A 20032-nucleotide genomic window follows, 5' to 3' on the forward strand; every position below is an offset into this window, starting at 1 on the left:
ACGCTGACCATGCAAGACCTCGTTATCCGCCGGCCGGATGATTGGCACCTTCACCTGCGCGACGGCGACATGCTGAAAGGCGTTATCGCCGATACCAGCCGCCATTTCGCCCGCGCGATCATCATGCCCAACCTGGTGCCGCCGGTCGTGACGACCGCCGACGCCAGCGCCTATCGCGAGCGCATCCTCGCCGCGCTTCCCGCGGGCGACCGGTTCGAGCCGCTGATGACGCTCTATCTCACCGCAGGCACCAATCCTGACGACGTCGAGGCCGGCCACAGGAGCGGCCTCGTCAAGGCGGTCAAGCTTTACCCGGCGGGCGCGACGACCAATTCGCACAGCGGCGTGCGCAACATCGATGAAGCGATGCCGGTGCTGGAGCGCATGGCGAAGGTCGGCCTGCCGCTCTGCGTCCATGGCGAGGTCACGAGCTCGGATGTCGACATCTTCGACCGCGAAGCCGTGTTCATCGAGACCGTGCTCGATCCGTTGCGCAAGCGGCTGCCGGAACTGAAGGTGACGATGGAACACGTCACCACCAAGGACGGCATCGATTACATCAAGGCGTCGAAGGCAAACCTTGCCGGCTCGATCACCACCCATCACCTGATCATCAACCGCAATGCGATCCTGGTCGGCGGGATCAAGCCGCACTACTACTGCCTGCCGGTCGCCAAGCGTGAGAACCACCGTCTGGCGCTGCGCGCGGCCGCCGTCTCCGGCGACAAGCGCTTCTTCCTCGGCACCGACTCCGCCCCCCATGTCGATCCGCTGAAGGAATGCGCCTGCGGCTGCGCCGGCATCTACACCTCGATCAACACCATGAGCTGCCTGGCGCATGTGTTCGAGGAGGAGGGTGCACTCGACAAGCTCGAAGCCTTCGCCTCGCTGAACGGCCCCACCTGGTACGGTCTGCCGGTCAACGAGGAAACGATCACGCTGCGCAAGCAGGCTGAAGCGGTCACCTATCCCAAGAAGATCGAGACCGGCGCCGGTCTGGTCACCGTTTTCGATCCGATGTTCCCGCTGCACTGGGCCGTCGTCTGATCACTGCATAATTCCTTGGATCGGATGGATCCAAGGACAAAATTATGCAGCAGTTAAAAATGTTACAGCGACCTTTGCGCGTCTGAACAGACGCGCGGCGCTGTAGAGTTTTGAAGGAGAGTTTGATGTTTTCCAACGCGTTCACCGACAAGGCCGTTATGGCTGAGCTGGTCGCCAAGATGCTCTGGGAGATCAAGGCTGTACACTTCCGTGCCGATGAGCCCTACAAGCTGTCGTCCGGCATGGCGAGCCCCGTCTATATCGACTGCCGCAAGCTGATTTCCTACCCGCGCATCCGTTCGGCTGTGATGGATTTTGCCGCAGCCACGATCCTGCGTCAGGCCGGTTTCGAGAAATTCGACGTGGTTGCCGGCGGCGAAACGGCCGGCATTCCCTTCGCGGCCATGCTCGCCGAGCGCCTGGGCCTGCCGATGATCTATGTCCGCAAGGCGCCGAAGGGCCACGGCCGCAACGCCCAGATCGAAGGGCACATGCCGGAAGGCGCACGCGTGCTCGTTATCGAGGACCTGACGACGGCCGGCGGTTCGATGTTCAAGTTCATCGACGCCATTCGTGCGGCCGGCGGCATCGTCGACCACGGCATTGCGCTCTTCTACTACGACATCTTCCCGGAAGCGGTCGGCGAGATGAAGGGCAAGGGCGTCGATCTGCACTGGATCGCGACCTGGCGCAACGTCCTTGCGGTTGCCCGCGAGCAGGCGCTGTTCGACGAGAAGACGCTGAGCGAAGTCGAAGCCTTCCTCAACGCGCCGCTCGCCTGGTCCGGCCGCAACGGCGGCGTGAGCGCCCTGGCCTAACGATTGAAGAGGCCCCGGCTATGCCGGGGCCTCGCAACTCCTGAGTTTTCGTTTTTAAATCGATTGAAGTCCATCGAGGAGGAAGAGCCGATGATCGTATGTTGCGGAGAAGCGCTGATCGACATGCTGCCGCGGGACACGGCCGCGGGCGAGAGCGCGTTTGCGCCCTATGCCGGCGGAGCGATCTTCAACACGGCAATCGCGCTCGGGCGCCTTGGCATCCAGACCGGTTTCTTCACGGGCCTCTCCGACGACATGTTCGGCGATATCCTGCGCGAAACGCTGAAGGCGGCGAATGTCGATTTCGGTCCGTGCGCGACGCTTTCGCTGCATACGACGCTTGCCTTCGTTAAGCTCGTCAATGGCCATGCAAGCTACGCCTTCTTTGATGAAAACACGGCAGGCCGGATGATCACGTCAGAGCACCTGCCGGCGCTTGGCGATTTCTGCGAGGCGCTGCATTTCGGTGCGATCAGCCTGATCCCCGAGCCCTGCGGCTCGACCTATGAAGCCTTGATGACGCGCGAGCACGAGAAGCGGGTCATCTCCTTCGATCCGAACATCCGGCCCGGCTTCATCCGGGACCGCGAGGCACATCTCGCCCGCATGAACCGCATGGCGGCGATGTCGGATATCATCAAGTTCTCCGACGAAGATCTTGCCTGGTTCGGCATGGAAGGCAGCCACGACGACCTTGCCGCCGAATGGCTGAAGCGCGGACCGAAGCTGGTGCTGATCACCAAGGGCGCCGATGGCGCCGTCGGCTACACGGCGCGCCACAAGGTCGAAGTTGCGGGCGAGAAGGTCACGGTGGTCGACACTGTCGGCGCCGGCGACACGTTCGATGCCGGCGTGCTGGCATCCCTCAAGCTCGGCGGTCTCCTGACCAAGGCCGATGTCGCCGATCTCAGCGAAACTGCCGTTCGCAACGCGCTGGCGCTCGCCGCCAAGGCCGCCGCGGTCACCGTCTCGCGCGCCGGCGCGAACCCGCCGTGGAAGCACGAAATCGGCCTCTGAGTCATTTTCTCTGGCCTACTCTTCCTGTTCCGGGCGGTATTCCAGGATATCGCCCGGCTGGCATTCCAGCACGGCGCAGATCTTCTCCAGCGTATCGAAGCGCACGCCTTTCACTTTTCCCGATTTCAACAGCGAGATGTTCTGCTCGGTGATCCCCACCTGCTCGGCGAGATCGCGTGAGCGGACCTTGCGCTTCGCCAGCATCACATCGAGATTGACGACGATCGGCATCCGCTAGACGAAGCTCCTGTTCTCCGCCTCGACCCCCGACGCGATGACCAGGACGTGGCCGAGACCGACGACGAGCCCCGCCATCAGCAGCACGATGATAGCGCCGCCACTGATATCGAAGACCACCGCATGTCCCGTGGTGCCCGGGTTGTCGTAGGTGACAGCCAGGATGCCGATGCCATTGCTGATCGTCATGCATAGTGCTCCCGCAAGCGCCGTCAGCCCCACGCGCCGCAACAGCACGCCATTGCGGCTGGTGAGAATCTCGCCGCGCTGGAAGCCGTCGAACAGCTGCCACGCGAAGGCGAGGCCGGCGATGACGAGCGCATTGTTGATCGCGGTCAGGAAAATGACGGTGGCGATGGCGCGGTAGGAAAGGGTGATTACCTCCACGCGGGGAAAGACGACGTCGCGAATGCCCTGCTCGAAGCCCTGCCTGTCAAAGAAAATCTGCCAATGCGCATAGACGACTGCCGAGCAAAACAGTGCGCCGCTCAACACCACCATGAGCTTCATGAAGCGACTGAGCTTGCGCAGCCTCTCGGCGGTTTCCGTCATAAAAATTCCCTTATCGTTTGGCTTGTGTTTTTATCGTAAAACAATAAGTAATTCTCGTCAATTGTGATTTTGGTGTCGTGCCATGCCTCTTCGATTTCTCAAAAATCCCTGCCTTTTCCTGCTGTTGAATACTATCTTCCGGTCCTATCAGAATCTCGATCTGATGCAGGTGCTGAAACCGGCGGGCGCCACGGTGCTGCCGGCCTGCGCTATATGATAAGGCCCGAGGCGCGATCTGCGCTTCGGGCCTTATCGTTTGACGCGATGCGGTTCAGGATGGAACCGCTTGGGGATGCTCCTCAGCGAGCGGCCTTCAGCAACGCTGCGACCAGACCTGCGGTTGAAGAATCGTGGCCGGCAGCGCTTTCCTTACCTTCGACAACAGGAAGCAGGCCGGTTGCCAGCTCCTTGCCGAGTTCGACGCCCCACTGGTCGAAGGAGTTGATGTTGAAGAGCGCGCCTTCGACAAAGACGCGGTGCTCGTAGAGCGCGATCAGACGGCCGAGCGCGAACGGGTCGAGCTGGTCGTAAACGATCGTCAGCGACGGGCGGTTGCCGGTGAAGACGCGGTGCGGCGCGATCTTGTCAGCCTTGACGTCGGCCATGCCCTTGGCGGTGAGCTGCGCCTTGGCCTCAGCCAGGGTACGCCCCTTCATCAGCGCCTCGGATTGCGCCAGGCAATTGGCAATCAGCAGTTCGTGCTGGTGGCGCAGGTTCTTTTCATGGCCGTTTGCCGCGATCATGAACTCGGCCGGGATGATGTCCGTGCCCTGGTGGATGAGCTGGTAGAAGGCGTGCTGGCCATTGGTGCCGGGTTCGCCCCAGACGACCGGGCCGGTTGAATACTCCACAGGGGTGCTGTCGAGCGTTACCGCCTTGCCGTTCGATTCCATGTCGAGCTGTTGCAGATAGGCAGGGAAGCGCGACAGACGCTGGTCATAGGGCAGGATCGCGCGCGACGGGTAGCCGAGCACGTTGCGGTTATAGAAGCCGAGAAGGCCGAGCAGGACGGGAATGTTCTTGCGGATCGGGGCGGTGCGGAAATGCTCGTCGATGGCATGGCCGCCATCGAGGAAGCGCCCGAAATTCTCCTTGCCGATGGCGATCATCAGCGGCAGGCCGATCGCGGACCAGATCGAGTAGCGGCCGCCGACCCAATCCCAGAAACCGAAGACGCGGGCCTGGTCGATGCCGAAGGCGGCGACCTTGTCGAGCGCCGTCGAGACGGCAGCGAAGTGGTGGCCGACGGCGACCTCGCCGAGCTTGTCGGCGATGAAGGCGCGGGCGGTCGCGGCATTGGTCATCGTCTCGATCGTCGTGAAGGTCTTCGAGGCGATGATAAAGAGCGAGGTTTCCGGATCGACGAGCTTCAGCGTGTCGGCGATGTGGGCGCCGTCGATGTTGGAGACAAAGTGAAGGCGCGGGCCGTCATGGAAGGGCGCGAGAGCCAGCGTCGCCATGACCGGGCCAAGGTCGGAGCCGCCGATGCCGATGTTGATGACATCGGTGATCTTCTTGCCGGTGGCGCCTTTCAGCGCGCCCGAGCGGATGCCGTCGGCAAAGGCGCCCATGGCGTCGAGCACGCCGTTGACGTCGGGCATCACGTCCTTGCCGTCGACGAGGATCGCGCGGTTGCCGCGGTTGCGCAGCGCCGTGTGCAGCACGGCACGCTCCTCGGTGATGTTGATGATGTCGCCGCGGAACATGGCGTCCCGCTTCTCCTCGACCTTGGCCGCCTTGGCTAGCGCTTCGAGGCCGTCAAGCACCCTGTCATTGACGGCGCATTTCGAATAGTCGAGCAGCAGGTCGCCGAGCGTGGTGCTGAAGCGCTGGAAGCGTTCGGCGTCGCTGGCGAAGGCAGCGCGGATATCGGTTGCGTTGGTCTCAGAGGCGGTTGCTTTGAGTTGGTCGACAAGCGCTTTCATCGCAGGGCTCCTTGTGTCGGACAGGGGTGTCGGACAATCGCCTGCGTAGCTATTCGCTTTAAGCCGCTCAAATCAAGCCCGCAAAACCGCCGAAGTGGCGGTTTTCAGGATTTATTAAATCGTTTGAATTTTGGACTAATTCAGCCGCGCAGGTCTTTACGCAGGATCTTGCCGACATTGGTTTTCGGCAGCTCGGTGCGGAATTCGACGTAACGCGGGCGCTTGTAGTTGGTGAGGTTGGCGGCGCAGTGGCGCTTCACGTCGTCCTCCGTCAGCGCCGGATCCTTCTTGACCACGAAGAGCTTGACGGCCTCGCCGGAATGCTCGTCGGGAACGCCGATCGCGGCGCATTCGAGAATGCCCGGATGGGTCATCGCTACTTCCTCGATCTCGTTCGGGAAGACGTTGAAGCCGGAAACGAGGATCATGTCCTTCTTGCGGTCGACGATCTTGACTAGGCCGTCCGTGTTCATGAAGCCGATATCGCCCGAGCGGAAGAAACCGTCCGGCGAGATCGCCTTGGCTGTTTCATCCGGCCGCTGCCAGTAGCCGGCCATCACCTGCGGGCCGCGAATGCAGATCTCGCCGACTTCGCCAATCGGCAGCGTGTTGCCCAGGTCGTCGCGGATCTCGACTTCGGTCGAAGGGATCGGCATGCCGATCGTGCCGGTGAACTCGGTCGCGTCGAGGATGTTGGCCGTTGCTACCGGCGAAGTCTCCGACAGGCCGTAGCCTTCGGCAATCGAGCAACCGGTCATCTGCTTCCAGCGTTCGGCGACCGGACGCTGGATCGCCATGCCGCCACCGAAGGTCAGCATCAGCGACGAGAAATCGAGCTTCTGGAACTCCGCATTGTTCATCAGCGCGTTGAACAGCGTGTTGAGGCCCGGGAAGATATTGGTCTTGTGCTTGCCGAGTTCCTTGACGAAGCCCGGAATGTCGCGCGGGTTCGGGATCAGGATGTTGTTGCCGCCGGTGGCAAGGCCCATCAGCGAATTCACCGTCAGCGCGAAGATGTGGTAGAGCGGCAGCGCGCACATGAAGACGAGATTTTCCGGGCGGGCGCGTGAGCGGAACGCCGTGTGGAACCAGATCTCCATCTGCGCCATGTTGGAGAGCAGGTTCGAATGGGTGAGTGTTGCGCCCTTCGAAACACCCGTGGTGCCGCCAGTATACTGCAGGAAGGCGACGTCGCTGGGAACAACGTTCGGCTTCGTCAACTTGGCTCGGCCGCCCTTGGCGAGCACGTTTTTGAAGGAGAGGTGACCGGGGATCGACCAGGCGGGAACCAGCTTCTTGACGCGACGGACCACGAGATTGACGATCGCGCCCTTGAGGCCCAGCATGTCGCCCATCGTTGCGACGACGACGTGCTTGACCGAGGTCTTGTCGGCCACCTGCTGCACCGTATGCGCGAAGTTTTCCAGAACGAAGATCGCCTTGGCGCCGGAATCGACGAGCTGGTGCTGCAACTCGCGCGGCGTATAGAGCGGGTTGACGTTTACGACGGTAAAGCCGGCTCTAAGAATGCCGTAGACGATGACGGGGTTCTGCAGGATGTTCGGCATCATCACGGCGACACGGTCGCCCTTGACGAGGCCGAGAGATTGCAGCCAGGCACCGATCTTGGCGGATTCGGCATTGAGGTCCGCAAAACTCAGCGTCTTGCCCATGCAGGTGAAGGCTGGGCGGGTCGAATAGCGGGCGACGGCGTGGTCGAAAAATTCGCCGATCGATTTATAGGGCAGGGGGCCGATTTCGGCGGCTATGCCGGGTGGATAGGATTTCAGCCAGATCTTGCCTGGGCTGGTACCCGTTTGTTGTGCGCTGACTTCCACCATGACCTCTCTCCCTCTGGTCGCCACAGGCTGGCCTGCTCGCGGCCTGAGAAAATCCCTCCTGACCTTCTCATGCCGATGAAGATGATGCTTTTGAGACACCTCTTCAAGCTGAGATTCGGGATTATATAACTTTGACGTAAACGTCAACTGAGCTTACGGTTAACGGGCGCGGATTGCGCCCTTGAAAAAGTATGACGAGAGCTGCAAAGCCTTTGCCTGCTAGGGCAAAACACTGTATTGCATTGCAGCATATCCCTGTTGGTTCGATCCAACATCCGCCGACATATCCCCCAGATTCTTCTCCGGTCCGCTCGGGCCGGACGACGCAGGCCATTGCTCATGTGTGACGAAGCTTGTTCTTCCGCCGTCGAACCGCGCCGTGCCCGTGTTTCTGCTGCCGAAGTGGCGCTTGCAGTCGGCGGCTTCGGGATCGGCACCGGCGAGTTCGCGATCATGGGTCTCTTGCCGCAGGTCGCTGAGGATGTCGCCGTTTCGGTGCCGCGGGCAGGGGCAGTGATCAGCGCCTATGCTCTCGGCGTCGTCGTCGGCGCGCCGCTGATCGCGGTGCTTGCTGCCCGCTTCTCCCGCTTCCGCGTGCTGCTCGCGCTGATGCTGGTTTTCGCCGTCGGCAATTTTGCAAGCGCGATCGCACCGGATTTCTACACGCTGATCGCCGCGCGCTTCTTCGCCGGCCTGCCGCATGGTGCGTATTTCGGTGTGGCCGCCTTGGTGGCCGCCGGCCTCGCGGCGCCGAACCAGCGGGCGCGCGCAGTCGGCCGGGTGATGATGGGGCTGACGATCGCAACCCTCTTCGGCACGCCGCTTGTCGCGTGGTTCGGCCAGGCGCTCGGCTGGCGGTCCGCTTTCGCCATCGTCGGCGCCATCAGCCTTTTGACCGTGGCGCTGACCTTCGTCCACGTGCCGCGCGACAAGGGCAATCCGAAGGCAACGCCGCTTCGCGAGCTCGGCGCGCTTGGCAAGCTGCAGGTCTGGCTGATGCTTGGCATCTGCGCCATCGGCTGCGGCGGCATGTTCGCAGTCTTCAGCTACATCACGCCGGCGCTGACCGAGGTCGCAGGTGTTTCTCTTGCCAATGTGCCGGTCATGCTCTCGGTCTTCGGCGCCGGCATGATCCTCGGCAACATCGTCGGCGCGCGACTGGCCGATTGGGCGCTGCTGCCGGCAATCGGCATCGCCATCGTCTTCAACATCTTCGCCTATGTGCTTTTCTATTTCACCATGGGCAATCCGTGGATCGCGATCGTCAACGTGCTCTTCATCGGCGGCGGTTTCGCCGTCGTGCCGGGCGTGCAGACCCGGCTGATGGATGTCGCCGGCGAGGCACAGACGCTTGCCGCCGCCCTTAGCCATTCCGCCTTCAATCTCGCCAACGCGCTTGGCGCCTGGCTCGGCGGTGCCTCGATCGCTGCAGGCTATGGCTGGACCTCCACAGGCCTCGTCGGCGCCGTTCTCGGCGTTGCCGGCTTCGGCATCTTCCTCGCATCCGTCTTTGTCGATCGCGCTCAACCGGCCGGCATGCGTGCCAAGCCTGCGGCGGAATGACCGATCAGGCCGAAAGAAAGCCTGGGGATCTTGAACCCTCCTAAATTTTTCTGTCATGTCCCGCCGCTAGCGTCAGTTATCGCCCTCAAACTACCGTAAAGCAGGGGCAAAGGGCCGCGCTTGGCGCTGCAAAGGCTGGCAAGGCCTCTGGATTGTTGTAAGCTCGTCGAAAGACGGAGGATCATTGGTGCAATTGGGCAATCGCGAACGAGAAAACTTCGCCGTGGAGCCACGGCTTCTCGGGCACACCGCGATTTCGCGCCATGCCCTCGTTGGACCGATGACGGCTGCCCGCTGGATGCTGGTCTTCGTTCTTCTTGCCGGCGTTTACTTTTTCCACGGTTTCCTCGTCCCGGTTCTGGCCGCCGTCGTCATCGGCTTTGCCAGCTGGCCGATCTATCGCCGGCTGCTTGCCGCCGTGAACGGCAACCGCACGCTTGCGGCCACCATCGCCATCGTCTGCGTCATCTCCTTCATCGTCGTGCCGATTTCTCTTGCTGCCGTCTATGCGGTGGACGAAGTGCGCGACTGGGTCGTCTGGGCCGTCGAGACCAATGCCAACGGTGCCGTGGTTCCCGCCTGGCTGACCAGCATTCCGATTGCCGGCGTTTGGCTTGGCGAACAATGGGTCAAGCATGTCGGTCATCCGGGTGCGCTCGGGGAACTGGTCCAGTTGGTCAGCGGCTCCAACATCGGCAACATCTACCGCGGCGTCCTCGTCGTCGGCGCGTCGACCTTTCACGCCTTCCTGACGCTGCTCTTCATGCTGATCACGCTGTTCTTCGTCTATCGTGATGGCCAGTCCTTCTCCGGCCAGCTCGACCGTCTCGGCGAACGCATCTTCCCGATGCGCTGGGAGCGCTTGTCGCGCGTCGTGCCAATGACGATCAGCTCCACAGTCACCGGCATGGGCATCATCGCCATCGGAGAAGGCATAGTTCTCGGCGTCGCCTACTGGCTCGCCGGCGTTCCGTCGCCGGTCACGCTCGGCATCATCACCGGCCTGATGGCGCTTGTTCCTGGTGGTGCGCCGCTGTGCTTCTCGCTGGTCTCGGTCTATCTCGTCGCCAGCGGTTCGCCGGTTCACGGCATCGCGCTGTTTGCCTGGGGCACGACCGAACTCTTCATCGTCGACAAGACGCTGCGTCCGCGCCTCGTCGGCGGGCCGATCAAGCTTCCCTTCCTGCCGACCTTCTTCGGCCTCGTCGGCGGCGTGAAGACCATGGGTTTCCTCGGCCTCTTCGTCGGCCCGGTGCTGATGGCGCTGCTGGTTGCCATCTGGCGCGAGTGGATGCGTGAAGTCACCACCCCCACCCCCACCGACACGACCGTCAACCACATCATCAAGGGCTGAGTCACCAATGGCTGAGCCGCCGGTTGCCTGGGCGCGGCCGGTGAGACCGTCTCCCTGTTTCATTGGAAACGCGAGATGATCCGATGCCTCGTATCTGCGCTTTCCGCCTCTCTCGGAATGTCGTCGGCGGGCGTCTTTATCTTTTCCTTACACCCCCTCCCAACCATCGCAATCGATAATTGACCCTGAGCGGACGCAAGATCCGGACTTCAATAGTCCGGAGTATTTTTGCATGTCCGATGTTCTTTTCCTTGCCGCCGGCATCGGCGGCTTTGTCGTGTTTGCGCTTTATGCGCGCGCGCTGAGCCGTCTTTGAGGAGGGCGTCATGTTCGAAGCCCTGATTGGTCTCGCAGTCGCCGTCGCCCTTGCGGCCTATCTCGTCGTCACCCTCGTTCGCCCCGAACGATTCTGACGCCCTTCGCGGAGAAATCTCATGTCTATCATCGGGTGGCTGCAGATCAGCCTCCTCTTCATCGCCGTCCTGATCGTCATCAAGCCGCTGGGGCTTTACATGGCGCGGGTCTTCTCCGGTGAACGCAACGTCTTTTCACCTGTCCTCGGTCCTGTCGAGCGCGGTCTTTATCTCGCCGCCGGCGTCGATCCGAACAAGGAGCAGGGCTGGCTCGCCTACGCGATGTCGATGCTCGCCTTCAGCCTTGCAGGCTTCGTTTCTCTCTATGCGATTCTGCGGCTGCAGGCTTACCTGCCGATGAACCCGCAGGGTTTTGCCGGCATGCCATCCGATCTCGCCTTCAACACGGCTGTCAGCTTCGTCACCAACACCAACTGGCAGAACTACGGCGGCGAAACCACGCTCAGCCATTTCAGCCAGATGGCGGGGCTGACGGTGCATAACTTCGTGTCGGCGGCGACCGGCATCGCCATGGCGCTCGCCGTGACCCGCGCCTTTGCCCGCTCGAACGCCTCAACCGTCGGCAATTTCTGGGTCGATCTCACCCGTTCGACCCTCTACGTGCTGTTGCCGATCGCCGTCGTCATGGCGCTTGCCATGGTCTGGACCGGCCTGCCGCAGACCTTCCACGCGGACCTCACCGCAACGACGCTCGAAGGCGCCAAGCAGACGATCTCGCTCGGCCCGGTCGCGAGCCAGGAGGCGATCAAGCAGCTCGGCACCAATGGTGGCGGCTTCTTCAACGTCAACGCCGCCCACCCGTTCGAAAACCCGACGGCCCTCTCCAATTACCTCAACATCTTCGCGATGCTGTCGATCTCGGCCGCCCTCGTCTACACCTTCGGCCAGATGGTCGGTAACCGTCGCCAGGGCTGGGCCTTCATCGCCGTTACCGGCATCCTTTTGATATCGGGCGTCGCGGTGGTCTACTGGGCGGAAGCGCAGGGCAACCCGATCCTGACGACACTCGGTCTCGATGCTGCCCAGGGCAACATGGAAGGCAAGGAAGTCCGTTTCGGCCAGGCGATGACGGCGCTCTATGCCGCGGTCACCACCGGCCTGTCGGATGGCGGCGTCAACGGGATGCACGGCTCGCTCACCGGTATCGGCGGTCTTGTACCGATGTTCCTGATGCAGCTCGGCGAAGTTCTGCCTGGTGGCGTTGGGTCCGGTCTCTACGGCATGGTCGTCTTTGCCATCCTCGCCGTCTTCGTCGCCGGCCTGATGGTTGGCCGCACGCCGGAACTGCTCGGCAAGAAGATCGAATCTCGCGAGATGAAATACGCGATGTTCGCGGTCCTCATCCTGCCGGTGACGATCCTCGGCTTTGCCGCCGTCTCCGCCATGCTGCCTTTTGCCGTCGCAAGCATCGGTACCGCAGGCCCGCACGGCCTGTCGGAAATCCTCTATGCCTTCACTTCGGCTGCCGGCAACAACGGCTCGGCCTTTGGTGGCCTTACCGGCAATACGCCCTGGTACAACACCACGCTTGGTCTCGCCATGCTGCTCGGTCGCTTTGCCTATGCGGTGCCCGTCATGGCGATCGCCGGCTCGATCGCGGTCAAGACCCGTGTACCGGCCTCCAAGGGCACCTTCCCGACCGACACGCCGCTCTTCGTCGGCCTGCTCGTTGGCATCATCCTCATTCTCGGCGGGCTGCAGTTCTTCCCGGCGCTCGCTCTCGGTCCCATCGTCGAGCATTTTTCCATGCTTGCCGGCCAGACCTTCTAAAGGAATTCGACACATGTCTTCCAAACCAGTTGCTCCAAGTCTGCTGGATCCGGCAATCCTCCTGCCGGCTGTCAAGGCGGCCTTCGTCAAGCTCGATCCACGCCAACTCGTGCGCAACCCGGTGATTTTCGTCACCGAAGTGGTTGCGGCCGTGGTCACTGGCCTCTTTGTCCGCGATCTTATGACCGGCACCGGAAGCCCGCTCTTCTCCGGGCAGATCGCCGCCTGGCTGTGGTTCACCGTGCTCTTCGCCACCTTTGCCGAGGCTGTCGCAGAAGGCCGCGGCAAGGCTCAGGCCGACAGTCTGCGGCGCACCAAATCCGAACTGACGGCACGCAAGCTCGTATCGGCCGAGGGTCGCGAAACCCAGACGATCCCGGCGACCTCGCTGAAGGTCGGCGACGTCGTGCTGGTCGAAGCCGGGGAACTGATCCCCGGTGACGGCGACGTCGTCGAGGGTGTCGCTTCCGTCAACGAAAGCGCGATTACCGGTGAATCGGCTCCTGTCATTCGTGAATCCGGCGGCGACCGTTCGGCCGTCACCGGCGGCACGCAGGTGCTTTCCGACTGGATCAAGGTCCGTATCGGCGTTGCGCCCGGCAATACCTTCGTCGACCGCATGATTGCGCTGATCGAGGGTGCACAGCGCCAGAAGACCCCGAACGAGATCGCGCTGTCGATCCTGCTCTCGGGCCTGACGCTGATCTTCCTCGTGGCCGTCGTCACACTCTGGGGGCTCGCCGGCTATTCCGGCACTCTGCTGTCGGTTACCGTGCTGTCTGCGCTGCTCGTCACGCTGATCCCGACCACCATCGGTGGGCTGCTCTCGGCGATCGGCATCGCCGGCATGGACCGTCTGGTCCGCTTCAACGTCATCGCCACCTCTGGCCGTGCAGTTGAAGCCGCCGGCGACGTCGATACGCTGCTGCTCGACAAGACGGGTACGATCACCTTTGGCAACCGCATGGCCGCCGACTTCATGCCGGTGCCGGGTGTCACCGAGGCAGAGCTTGCCGACGCAGCGCTGCTTGCGAGCCTTGCGGACGAAACGCCCGAGGGGCGTTCGATTGCAGCGCTTGCGACGGGTGAATTCGGCCGCCAGGCGCCTGCCGTTTCGCTTCCCGCGTCCGGAAAGGGTGAAGTCGTCGCGCTTGCCGTTGGCGGTGGCACAAGCCCGGCTGGTGCGACCCGGATCGACGCTGTCATTCCCTTTGCCGCGGAAACGAGGCTCTCGGGCGTCGACTTTGGCGGCCGCCGGCTGCGCAAGGGCGCCGTCGACTCGATCCTGAAGTTCACCGGCATCCGCGACGAAAACGTGTCGAACGAATTCCGCCGCGCCGTCGACCAGGTGGCGCGCACCGGCGGCACGCCGCTTGCCGTTGCCGACGGTCCGCGCCTGCTCGGCGTCATCCATCTGAAGGACGTCGTCAAGCCGGGCATCAAGGAGCGTTTCGCCGCCCTTCGTGCCATGGGCATCCGCACCGTCATGGTGACCGGCGACAACCCGGTGACCGCCGCGGCGATCGCCTCCGAAGCCGGTGTTGACGACTTCCTCGCCGAAGCAACGCCAGAGGACAAGCTTGCTTATATCCGCAAGGAACAGCACGGCGGCCGCCTCATCGCGATGTGCGGTGACGGCACCAACGACGCGCCGGCGCTTGCCCAGGCCGACGTCGGCGTTGCCATGCAGACCGGCACGCAGGCCGCTCGCGAGGCCGCCAACATGGTGGACCTCGATTCCAGCCCGACGAAGCTCATCGAGATCGTCGAAATCGGCAAGCAGCTCCTGATGACCCGCGGTTCGCTGACGACCTTTTCGATCGCCAACGACGTGGCGAAGTACTTCGCCATCATCCCGGCGCTGTTCATCACCACCTATCCGGCGCTCGCCGCACTCAACGTCATGAACCTCGGCTCGCCGCAATCGGCGATACTCTCGGCGGTCATCTTCAACGCGCTGATCATCGTCGCGCTGATCCCGCTAGCGCTGAAGGGTGTCAAGTATCGGCCAGTCGGTGCCGCAGCGCTCTTGCGCCGCAACCTCCTCGCCTACGGTCTCGGCGGCATCCTGTTGCCCTTCGCAGGTATCAAGCTCGTCGATCTCGCCGTCAACGCACTCAATCTGGTGTAACCATGCTGAACCAACTTCGCCCTGCCATCGTGATGACATTGCTCCTGACGCTCATCACCGGGCTTGCCTATCCCTTCGCCATCACCGGCATGTCGCAGGTGCTGATGCCGGCACAGGCAAACGGCAGCCTCATCGAGAAGGACGGTGCCCTGATCGGTTCCGAGCTGATCGGTCAGAACTTCACTTCCGACAAGTATTTCTGGCCGCGCCCATCGGCGACCGGACCGGAAGCCTACAATGCCGGCGCCTCGAGTGGCTCCAACCTTGGCACGACCTCGGTCAAGCTGAAGGATCGCGTCGCCGCCGACGTCGAGCGACTGAAGACCGCCGGCCTTGCCGGCGAAATTCCCGCCGACGCGGTGACGACGTCAGGCTCCGGCCTCGATCCGCATATCACGCCGGCTTTTGCCCAGGCGCAGGTGGCCCGCATTGCCAAGGCGCGCGGTCTCACCGAAGCCGATGTTACCGCGCTGGTTGACAAGGCAACGGAAGGCCGTCTGCTCGGGGTCGTAGGCGAGCCGCGCGTCAATGTGCTAGAACTCAATCTGGCCCTTGATGCGCCCGAACCTGATATCTCACGCCTGAGACGATGAATGCCCGACAGTGAACGCGACGCCAAAAGTCGCCCGGACCCAGACGCACTGCTTGCCCTTGCCGCGCAGGATCGCCGAGGAAAGCTGACAGTTTTCCTCGGCGCAGCCCCCGGCGTCGGCAAAACCTATGCGATGCTGACGCGGGCCCGCCGGCTCAAGCAGGACGGCGTCGATATCGTCATCGGGCTTGTCGAAACCCATGGGCGCAGCGAGACCGCCGCGCTCATTGAGGATCTGGAAATCTTGCCGCGCCGCGATGTGAACCATCGCGGCCGCGTGCTGTCCGAGTTCGACCTGGATGCGGCCCTTGCCCGACGTCCCAAGATCATCGTCGTTGACGAACTCGCTCACAGCAACCCGGCTGAATGCCGGCATCCGAAGCGCTATCAGGACATCGAGGAACTGATCGCTGCGGGCATCGATGTCTGGACGGCGCTCAATATCCAGCACCTCGAAAGCCTTTCGGACATCGTCGCGCAGATCGCCGGGGTACCGGTGCGCGAGCGGGTGCCGGATACGGTGCTGAAGCGCGCCGACGAGGTGCTGCTCGTCGATCTGCCGCCGGCCGAACTGATCGAGCGGCTAAAGGAAGGCAAGGTCTATCTGCCCGACAGCGCCAAGCGTGCTGTCAATCGCTTCTTTCGCCTCGGCAACTTGACGGCACTGCGCGAACTGGCGCTCAGGCGCACGGCCGACCGGGTCGACGACCAGATGGTCGACTACCTCAAGCAGAATGCGATCGAAGGCGTTTGGGCGAGCGGCGAGCGCCTGCTCGTCTGCATCGGGTCCGATGCGCTTTCCGAGAAGGTGGTCCGCACCGCAAGCCGGCTGGCAGAGGGATTGAACGCTCCCTGGATTGTCGTCTTCATTGAGCGCGCCGACCGTGAGAGCGGCGATGGTGAGGATGTGCGCCGGCTCGACGAGACCTTTCGTCTTGCCGAACAGCTTGGCGCCGAGACGCGCCGCATCATCGGCAACGACTTCGTCGAGGAGATCTTGAAGCTTGCGCGTCGCGAACATGCGACGCAGATCGTCATCGGCGCGCGCCGCCAGTCCTTTCCGATGCGGCTGTTCCGCCAGTCGCTTCCCGACGCCTTGGCCGAGCGCGTGTCCGGCGTCGGCATTCATCTCGTCACCGATCGTGAGACGGTGCCAACCAAGCGACGGTCCGCTGCGAAGAGGACGCTGCCGCCCGGAACCGCGCGCGCCGTTGGCATCGCCGCCGGGTCAGTGGCTGTGTCGACGGCAGTCGGCCTTTTGCTCGGCCACTTCGTCGTCCTGCCCAACATTTCGCTGCTTTATCTGCTAGCAGTGCTCGCTTCGGCGACCTATGCCGGCCACATCTCGGCGATCGCCGCCTCGCTGTTTTCGGTGCTCGCCTACAACTTCTTCTTCATCAAGCCCACCGGTACCTTCACCATTGCCGAGCCGCACGAGGTTTTTGCACTGGTCATCTTCCTGGTCGCCGCTGCCCTTGCCGGCAGCCTCGCATCGCGGGTGCGCGAACAGGCGAAGACCGCCCGCCGGCGCGCCGCAGCGACCCAGGCGCTCTACGATTTCTCCCGCAAGCTTTCCGGCACCGCCAAGGCCGACGACGTGCTTTGGGCGGCGGTGACGCAGATGCAGACCACACTCAGGCGCAGCTCGGCGCTGTTGCTGCCGGAGGAGGGCGACCTGCAATTGAAGGCTGCCTGGCCGCCGGATACCGAGCTCGATGTCACCGATATCATGGCGGCGCGCTGGGCGATGGACAAAAGGGAGCCGGCCGGCAATGGTACGGGCACCCTGCCCAACAGCCCGTTTCATTTCCGCCCTCTGACCAGCCCGCACGGTGTCGTCGGCGTCTGCGGCTTCGTTCAGGCGGATAAGCCGCTTGAAATCAACGAGGAGCGCGCGCTGGCGGCGATCCTCGACCAGACCGCGATCGCTGTCGACCGGGCGCGTCTGTCGCGCGAAAGCCTGGACCAGGCGGCGAAGCTCGAAGGCGAGCGCTTTCGTGCGGCCCTCCTGTCGTCGATCTCCCATGACCTCCGGACGCCGCTTGCGACCATCACCGGCGCGGTCACCAGCCTGCGCCAACTCGGCGACCGCATGCCGCCGGAAAGCCGCGATGACCTGCTGCAGTCGATCGAGGAGGAGGGAGCGCGCCTGACGCGCTTCGTTGCCAACCTGCTCGACATGACCCGCATCGAAGCGGGCACCGTCAACGCCAAGCGCGACTGGGTCGACGTCGCCGACGCAGTGCGGGCGTCCGTCGATCGTGCCCGCAAGTACTTTCCCGAGCGCGAGATCGAAACCAGCATCGCGCCGGACCTGCCTTTGATGCGCGGCGACAGCGTGCTTCTCGGGCAGGTGCTTTTCAACCTGCTCGACAACGCCAACAAATACGGCGGCGACGAGCCGATCAGCATCTATGCCCGCTCGGACGGCAACGAGATCGTGCTGTCGGTGACCGACCTCGGCAGGGGCATTGCGCCGAAGGATCTCGAGCAGGTCTTCGAGAAATTCTTCCGCCGCGGCAAGGCGGATGGCCGTACGCCAGGGACAGGCCTTGGGCTGTCGATCGCCAAGGGCTTCGTCGAGGCCATGGGCGGGCAGATCAAAGCGGAAAGCCCGGCGCTTCGCCGCCGCGGCACGCGCATTTCCATGCGCTTTCCTGCCGCCAAGGCCGAAATCTCCGAAAAGGACAGTGCATGAGCGTGGAGCGTATCCTCGTTGTCGACGACGAACCGCAGATCCAGCGTTTCCTGAAGCCCGCATTGAGCGCTGCCGGCTATGACGTGCTGGAGGCCATGACCGGTGCCGAGGCATTGAAGGCGGCCGCAACGACGGCGCCGGACCTCGTCATCCTCGATCTCGGCCTGCCCGATATGGACGGCAAGGAGGTCATCGCAAACCTGCGTGGCTGGTCCCAGGTGCCGATCATCATCCTGTCAGCCCGCGACCGTGAAAGCGAAAAGATCGCCGCGCTCGACCTTGGCGCCGACGATTACATTGAAAAACCCTTCGGCATCGGCGAGCTGACCGCCCGCATCCGCACGGCACTGCGTCACCGCATCCAGATGGAGGGCGGCCAGACGCAGCTTTCTGCCGATGGCGTATCGATCGACACCATCAAGCGCGTGGTGACGAAGGATGGCGAGCCGGTGCGGCTGACGCCGAAGGAATATGATCTCTTGGTGATGCTGGCGCACCATGCCGGCCGTGTCGTCACCCACAAGACGCTGCTGACCTCGGTCTGGGGCGTCGCGCATGGCGAGGACCTGCACTATCTCAGAGTCTTCATCGGTCAGTTGCGCGGCAAGATCGAGCGTGACCCGGCCGACCCGAAGATCATCCGCACGGAGCCGGGCGTCGGCTACCGCTTCGTCGGCGACGACGGTTGATGGCGGGCTGCCGTCAAAGAGCGGCAGCCGCTGATCCGTCACTTGATCTTCACGGGCTGCGGCGTGTCGCTTGACAGCGTATCTCCGACGACCACCCTCTTCTTCTTCGTCGGCTGCGGATTTTCGAGGATCGATACCGGCGCCGAGACGGTGACCGCAGCGACATTGCCGACATTTCTCGCCGTGCCGGCAACAACCGCGGCAATGCCGGTTCCGACCGAGATGTCGGAGTCGGTGAGCGTCTGCCCCGTGGCAAGCCGCGTGCCGATGAGCTGAACGATCTGCGGGCTTTCTGCGAACTTGCCGTGATGCAGGCCGTCCTCCGTCTTGACCTTGGTCAGGTCGATGGCGGTGATGCCGGCCCTTTCCAGCTGGGTACGGTAGGGCTCCGCCGATGGGTCGATCGCGCCAAGGCGAGATACGTCACCGGAAATGAAACTCGAAAGTGCCAGCGCACGATCGTCCTGCGAAACGAAGATCGTGAACTTCGGCCGCTTCTTGCCCATCTCGACGAATTGCTTGGCAAAGACGTCGAGATCGATATCCGGCGAGGCGAGAATGACGTTCTCGATCTTCGACGGCACGTTGCCGTCGCGGATGGCCATCTGCCGGAGCGATTCCATCGTCAGCCAGGTCCCCATCGAATGGGCGAGGATGGTGATGTCCTTCACCTTCGGCGCGTCCGAGAGCTTTTTCAGAATGTCTTCGAGTGCCGTGCGCGAATAGTTCGTGCTTTCCTTGTCGTAATTGTAGTCGAACACATTGGCACGGGACGGCCAGGTAAACAGGACTGGCGTTGCCTGGACCTCCGAGTCGTGGACGATCTGGGCAAGGCGGTAGACGGAATCCTCGTAGCGGTTGTTGAAGCCGTGGACGAAGACGAAGGCGTGGCCGCCGACGTCGTGTTGTAGAAACCAGGACTTGGCTTCATCGAGTGTCTGGAGCTCACGCACACGCGTGACGGCGAATTCCTTGGCGGGATCCGGGGGCAGCTTGCGCGGCCATTGCACGGTGCCAGATTTCCGCACCGTGTCCGGCGGGATCGAGACCGCGACGTCGGTGAGGAAGGTATTGGCGTCTCGCTCGCCGGAAAACAGCGTCGCCGGATCGCCGGACGGTTGGCGCGTGGTTGCGACAAGCATGTCTACGGTCGATGTACCGGGGGTGGGAGCGGTGACCGCGACAGGTGCCATCACGCCCTTGGCATGACCACCGCATCCGGCAAGCAATGCCAAAGCCGCCAGGACGAAGGTTGTCCGCCCTCCTCTTGCACATCCGTGCTGCAGCGAACCCTGAAACCCCACCCGCTCGAACATCGGCATCCCCATATACGCCTGAACTTGGCCGCATCTGATCGCGCTTTCGCGAAACGAAGATGACAACACTCGGCGCTAATATGCAAGCGGCTGGGGATTGCGGTTTCG

The 20032-nt window shown here is 62.9% G+C and carries 16 protein-coding genes; 11 read left to right on the forward strand and 5 right to left on the reverse strand.

Annotation, left to right across the window (positions count from 1 at the left end; all coding sequences use genetic code 11):
* The first annotated feature begins 9 nt into the window (after positions 1–9).
* From pyrC to AC070A_RS11300, 3 genes are all read left to right on the forward strand, one after another.
* Positions 10–1047 (forward strand): dihydroorotase, encoded by a 1038-nt coding sequence (gene pyrC, locus AC070A_RS11290; RefSeq protein WP_057248073.1) that lies wholly within the window; start codon positions 10–12, stop codon positions 1045–1047.
* 125 nt (positions 1048–1172) lie between these two features.
* The gene (locus AC070A_RS11295; RefSeq protein ID WP_057248074.1) at positions 1173–1865 is read left to right on the forward strand and encodes an orotate phosphoribosyltransferase; all 693 of its coding nucleotides are present in this window, start codon (positions 1173–1175) and stop codon (positions 1863–1865) included.
* Between the two features lie 90 nt (positions 1866–1955).
* A complete protein-coding gene (locus AC070A_RS11300; protein WP_057248075.1) occupies positions 1956–2882 on the forward strand; it encodes a carbohydrate kinase family protein in 927 nt (308 codons plus the stop codon).
* 15 nt (positions 2883–2897) lie between these two features.
* Here the strand turns inward: AC070A_RS11300 and AC070A_RS11305 are convergent, their stop codons facing one another.
* From AC070A_RS11305 to AC070A_RS11320, 4 genes are all read right to left on the reverse strand, one after another.
* Positions 2898–3113 carry a helix-turn-helix domain-containing protein gene (locus tag AC070A_RS11305; RefSeq protein WP_057248076.1) on the reverse strand — a complete coding sequence of 72 codons (216 nt, stop codon included), beginning with the start codon at positions 3111–3113 and terminating at the stop codon, positions 2898–2900.
* A gap of 3 nt (positions 3114–3116) precedes the next feature.
* Positions 3117–3671: a DUF2975 domain-containing protein gene (locus AC070A_RS11310; protein WP_057248077.1), complete on the reverse strand. Its 555-nt coding sequence runs from the start codon at positions 3669–3671 to the stop codon at positions 3117–3119.
* A 299-nt stretch (positions 3672–3970) separates the two neighbouring features.
* Positions 3971–5596 carry a glucose-6-phosphate isomerase gene (gene pgi / locus AC070A_RS11315; RefSeq protein WP_057248078.1) on the reverse strand — a complete coding sequence of 542 codons (1626 nt, stop codon included), beginning with the start codon at positions 5594–5596 and terminating at the stop codon, positions 3971–3973.
* A 140-nt stretch (positions 5597–5736) separates the two neighbouring features.
* Positions 5737–7437 (reverse strand): long-chain fatty acid--CoA ligase, encoded by a 1701-nt coding sequence (locus tag AC070A_RS11320; RefSeq protein WP_057248079.1) that lies wholly within the window; start codon positions 7435–7437, stop codon positions 5737–5739.
* A 339-nt stretch (positions 7438–7776) separates the two neighbouring features.
* Here AC070A_RS11320 and AC070A_RS11325 point away from each other — a divergent pair, with 339 nt between their 5' ends.
* The 8 genes from AC070A_RS11325 to AC070A_RS11360 all read left to right on the forward strand — a co-directional run bounded on the left by AC070A_RS11325 (position 7777) and on the right by AC070A_RS11360 (position 18608).
* On the forward strand, positions 7777–9000 hold the full coding sequence (locus AC070A_RS11325) for an MFS transporter (protein ID WP_057248080.1): 1224 nt from the start codon (positions 7777–7779) through the stop codon (positions 8998–9000).
* A 187-nt stretch (positions 9001–9187) separates the two neighbouring features.
* Positions 9188–10354, forward strand: a complete 1167-nt coding sequence (locus AC070A_RS11330; RefSeq protein ID WP_057248257.1) for an AI-2E family transporter — start codon at positions 9188–9190, stop codon at positions 10352–10354.
* Positions 10355–10680: 326 nt separating this feature from the next.
* Positions 10681–10767 (forward strand): K(+)-transporting ATPase subunit F, encoded by an 87-nt coding sequence (gene kdpF / locus AC070A_RS11335; protein WP_057248082.1) that lies wholly within the window; start codon positions 10681–10683, stop codon positions 10765–10767.
* Positions 10768–10788: 21 nt separating this feature from the next.
* Positions 10789–12498, forward strand: a complete 1710-nt coding sequence (gene kdpA, locus AC070A_RS11340; RefSeq protein ID WP_057248083.1) for a potassium-transporting ATPase subunit KdpA — start codon at positions 10789–10791, stop codon at positions 12496–12498.
* Positions 12499–12511: 13 nt separating this feature from the next.
* Entirely contained in the window at positions 12512–14629 is a 2118-nt protein-coding gene (kdpB, locus tag AC070A_RS11345; RefSeq protein ID WP_113479367.1) for a potassium-transporting ATPase subunit KdpB, read from the forward strand.
* Positions 14630–14631: 2 nt separating this feature from the next.
* Positions 14632–15222 (forward strand): potassium-transporting ATPase subunit KdpC, encoded by a 591-nt coding sequence (gene kdpC, locus AC070A_RS11350; RefSeq protein ID WP_057248085.1) that lies wholly within the window; start codon positions 14632–14634, stop codon positions 15220–15222.
* Complete coding sequence (locus AC070A_RS11355) at positions 15223–17919, forward strand: DUF4118 domain-containing protein (protein WP_057248086.1); 2697 nt, start codon at positions 15223–15225, stop codon at positions 17917–17919.
* On the forward strand, positions 17916–18608 hold the full coding sequence (locus AC070A_RS11360) for a response regulator (protein ID WP_057248087.1): 693 nt from the start codon (positions 17916–17918) through the stop codon (positions 18606–18608). Before AC070A_RS11355 ends, AC070A_RS11360 begins: the two co-directional genes overlap by 4 nt.
* A gap of 38 nt (positions 18609–18646) precedes the next feature.
* On the opposite strand, the gene AC070A_RS11365 is transcribed toward AC070A_RS11360, so the two are convergent.
* Positions 18647–19924 (reverse strand): alpha/beta hydrolase, encoded by a 1278-nt coding sequence (locus AC070A_RS11365; RefSeq protein WP_082615711.1) that lies wholly within the window; start codon positions 19922–19924, stop codon positions 18647–18649.
* Positions 19925–20032 lie beyond the last annotated feature (108 nt).

It is taken from the genome of Ensifer sp. GW101-20A05, assembly GCF_059424735.1.

Bases quoted from the DNA above. Each gene is read 5' to 3' on its own strand.
- pyrC (WP_057248073.1), top strand. From the start codon at position 10: ATGCAAGACCTCGTTATCCGCCGGCCGGATGATTGGCACCTTCACCTG.
- AC070A_RS11295 (WP_057248074.1), top strand. From the start codon at position 1,173: ATGTTTTCCAACGCGTTCACCGACAAGGCCGTTATGGCTGAGCTGGTC.
- AC070A_RS11300 (WP_057248075.1), top strand. From the start codon at position 1,956: ATGATCGTATGTTGCGGAGAAGCGCTGATCGACATGCTGCCGCGGGAC.
- AC070A_RS11305 (WP_057248076.1), bottom strand. From the start codon at position 3,113: ATGCCGATCGTCGTCAATCTCGATGTGATGCTGGCGAAGCGCAAGGTC.
- AC070A_RS11310 (WP_057248077.1), bottom strand. From the start codon at position 3,671: ATGACGGAAACCGCCGAGAGGCTGCGCAAGCTCAGTCGCTTCATGAAG.
- pgi (WP_057248078.1), bottom strand. From the start codon at position 5,596: ATGAAAGCGCTTGTCGACCAACTCAAAGCAACCGCCTCTGAGACCAAC.
- AC070A_RS11320 (WP_057248079.1), bottom strand. From the start codon at position 7,437: ATGGTGGAAGTCAGCGCACAACAAACGGGTACCAGCCCAGGCAAGATC.
- AC070A_RS11325 (WP_057248080.1), top strand. From the start codon at position 7,777: ATGTGTGACGAAGCTTGTTCTTCCGCCGTCGAACCGCGCCGTGCCCGT.
- kdpF (WP_057248082.1), top strand. From the start codon at position 10,681: ATGTTCGAAGCCCTGATTGGTCTCGCAGTCGCCGTCGCCCTTGCGGCC.
- kdpA (WP_057248083.1), top strand. From the start codon at position 10,789: ATGTCTATCATCGGGTGGCTGCAGATCAGCCTCCTCTTCATCGCCGTC.
- kdpB (WP_113479367.1), top strand. From the start codon at position 12,512: ATGTCTTCCAAACCAGTTGCTCCAAGTCTGCTGGATCCGGCAATCCTC.
- kdpC (WP_057248085.1), top strand. From the start codon at position 14,632: ATGCTGAACCAACTTCGCCCTGCCATCGTGATGACATTGCTCCTGACG.
- AC070A_RS11355 (WP_057248086.1), top strand. From the start codon at position 15,223: ATGCCCGACAGTGAACGCGACGCCAAAAGTCGCCCGGACCCAGACGCA.
- AC070A_RS11360 (WP_057248087.1), top strand. From the start codon at position 17,916: ATGAGCGTGGAGCGTATCCTCGTTGTCGACGACGAACCGCAGATCCAG.
- AC070A_RS11365 (WP_082615711.1), bottom strand. From the start codon at position 19,924: ATGTTCGAGCGGGTGGGGTTTCAGGGTTCGCTGCAGCACGGATGTGCA.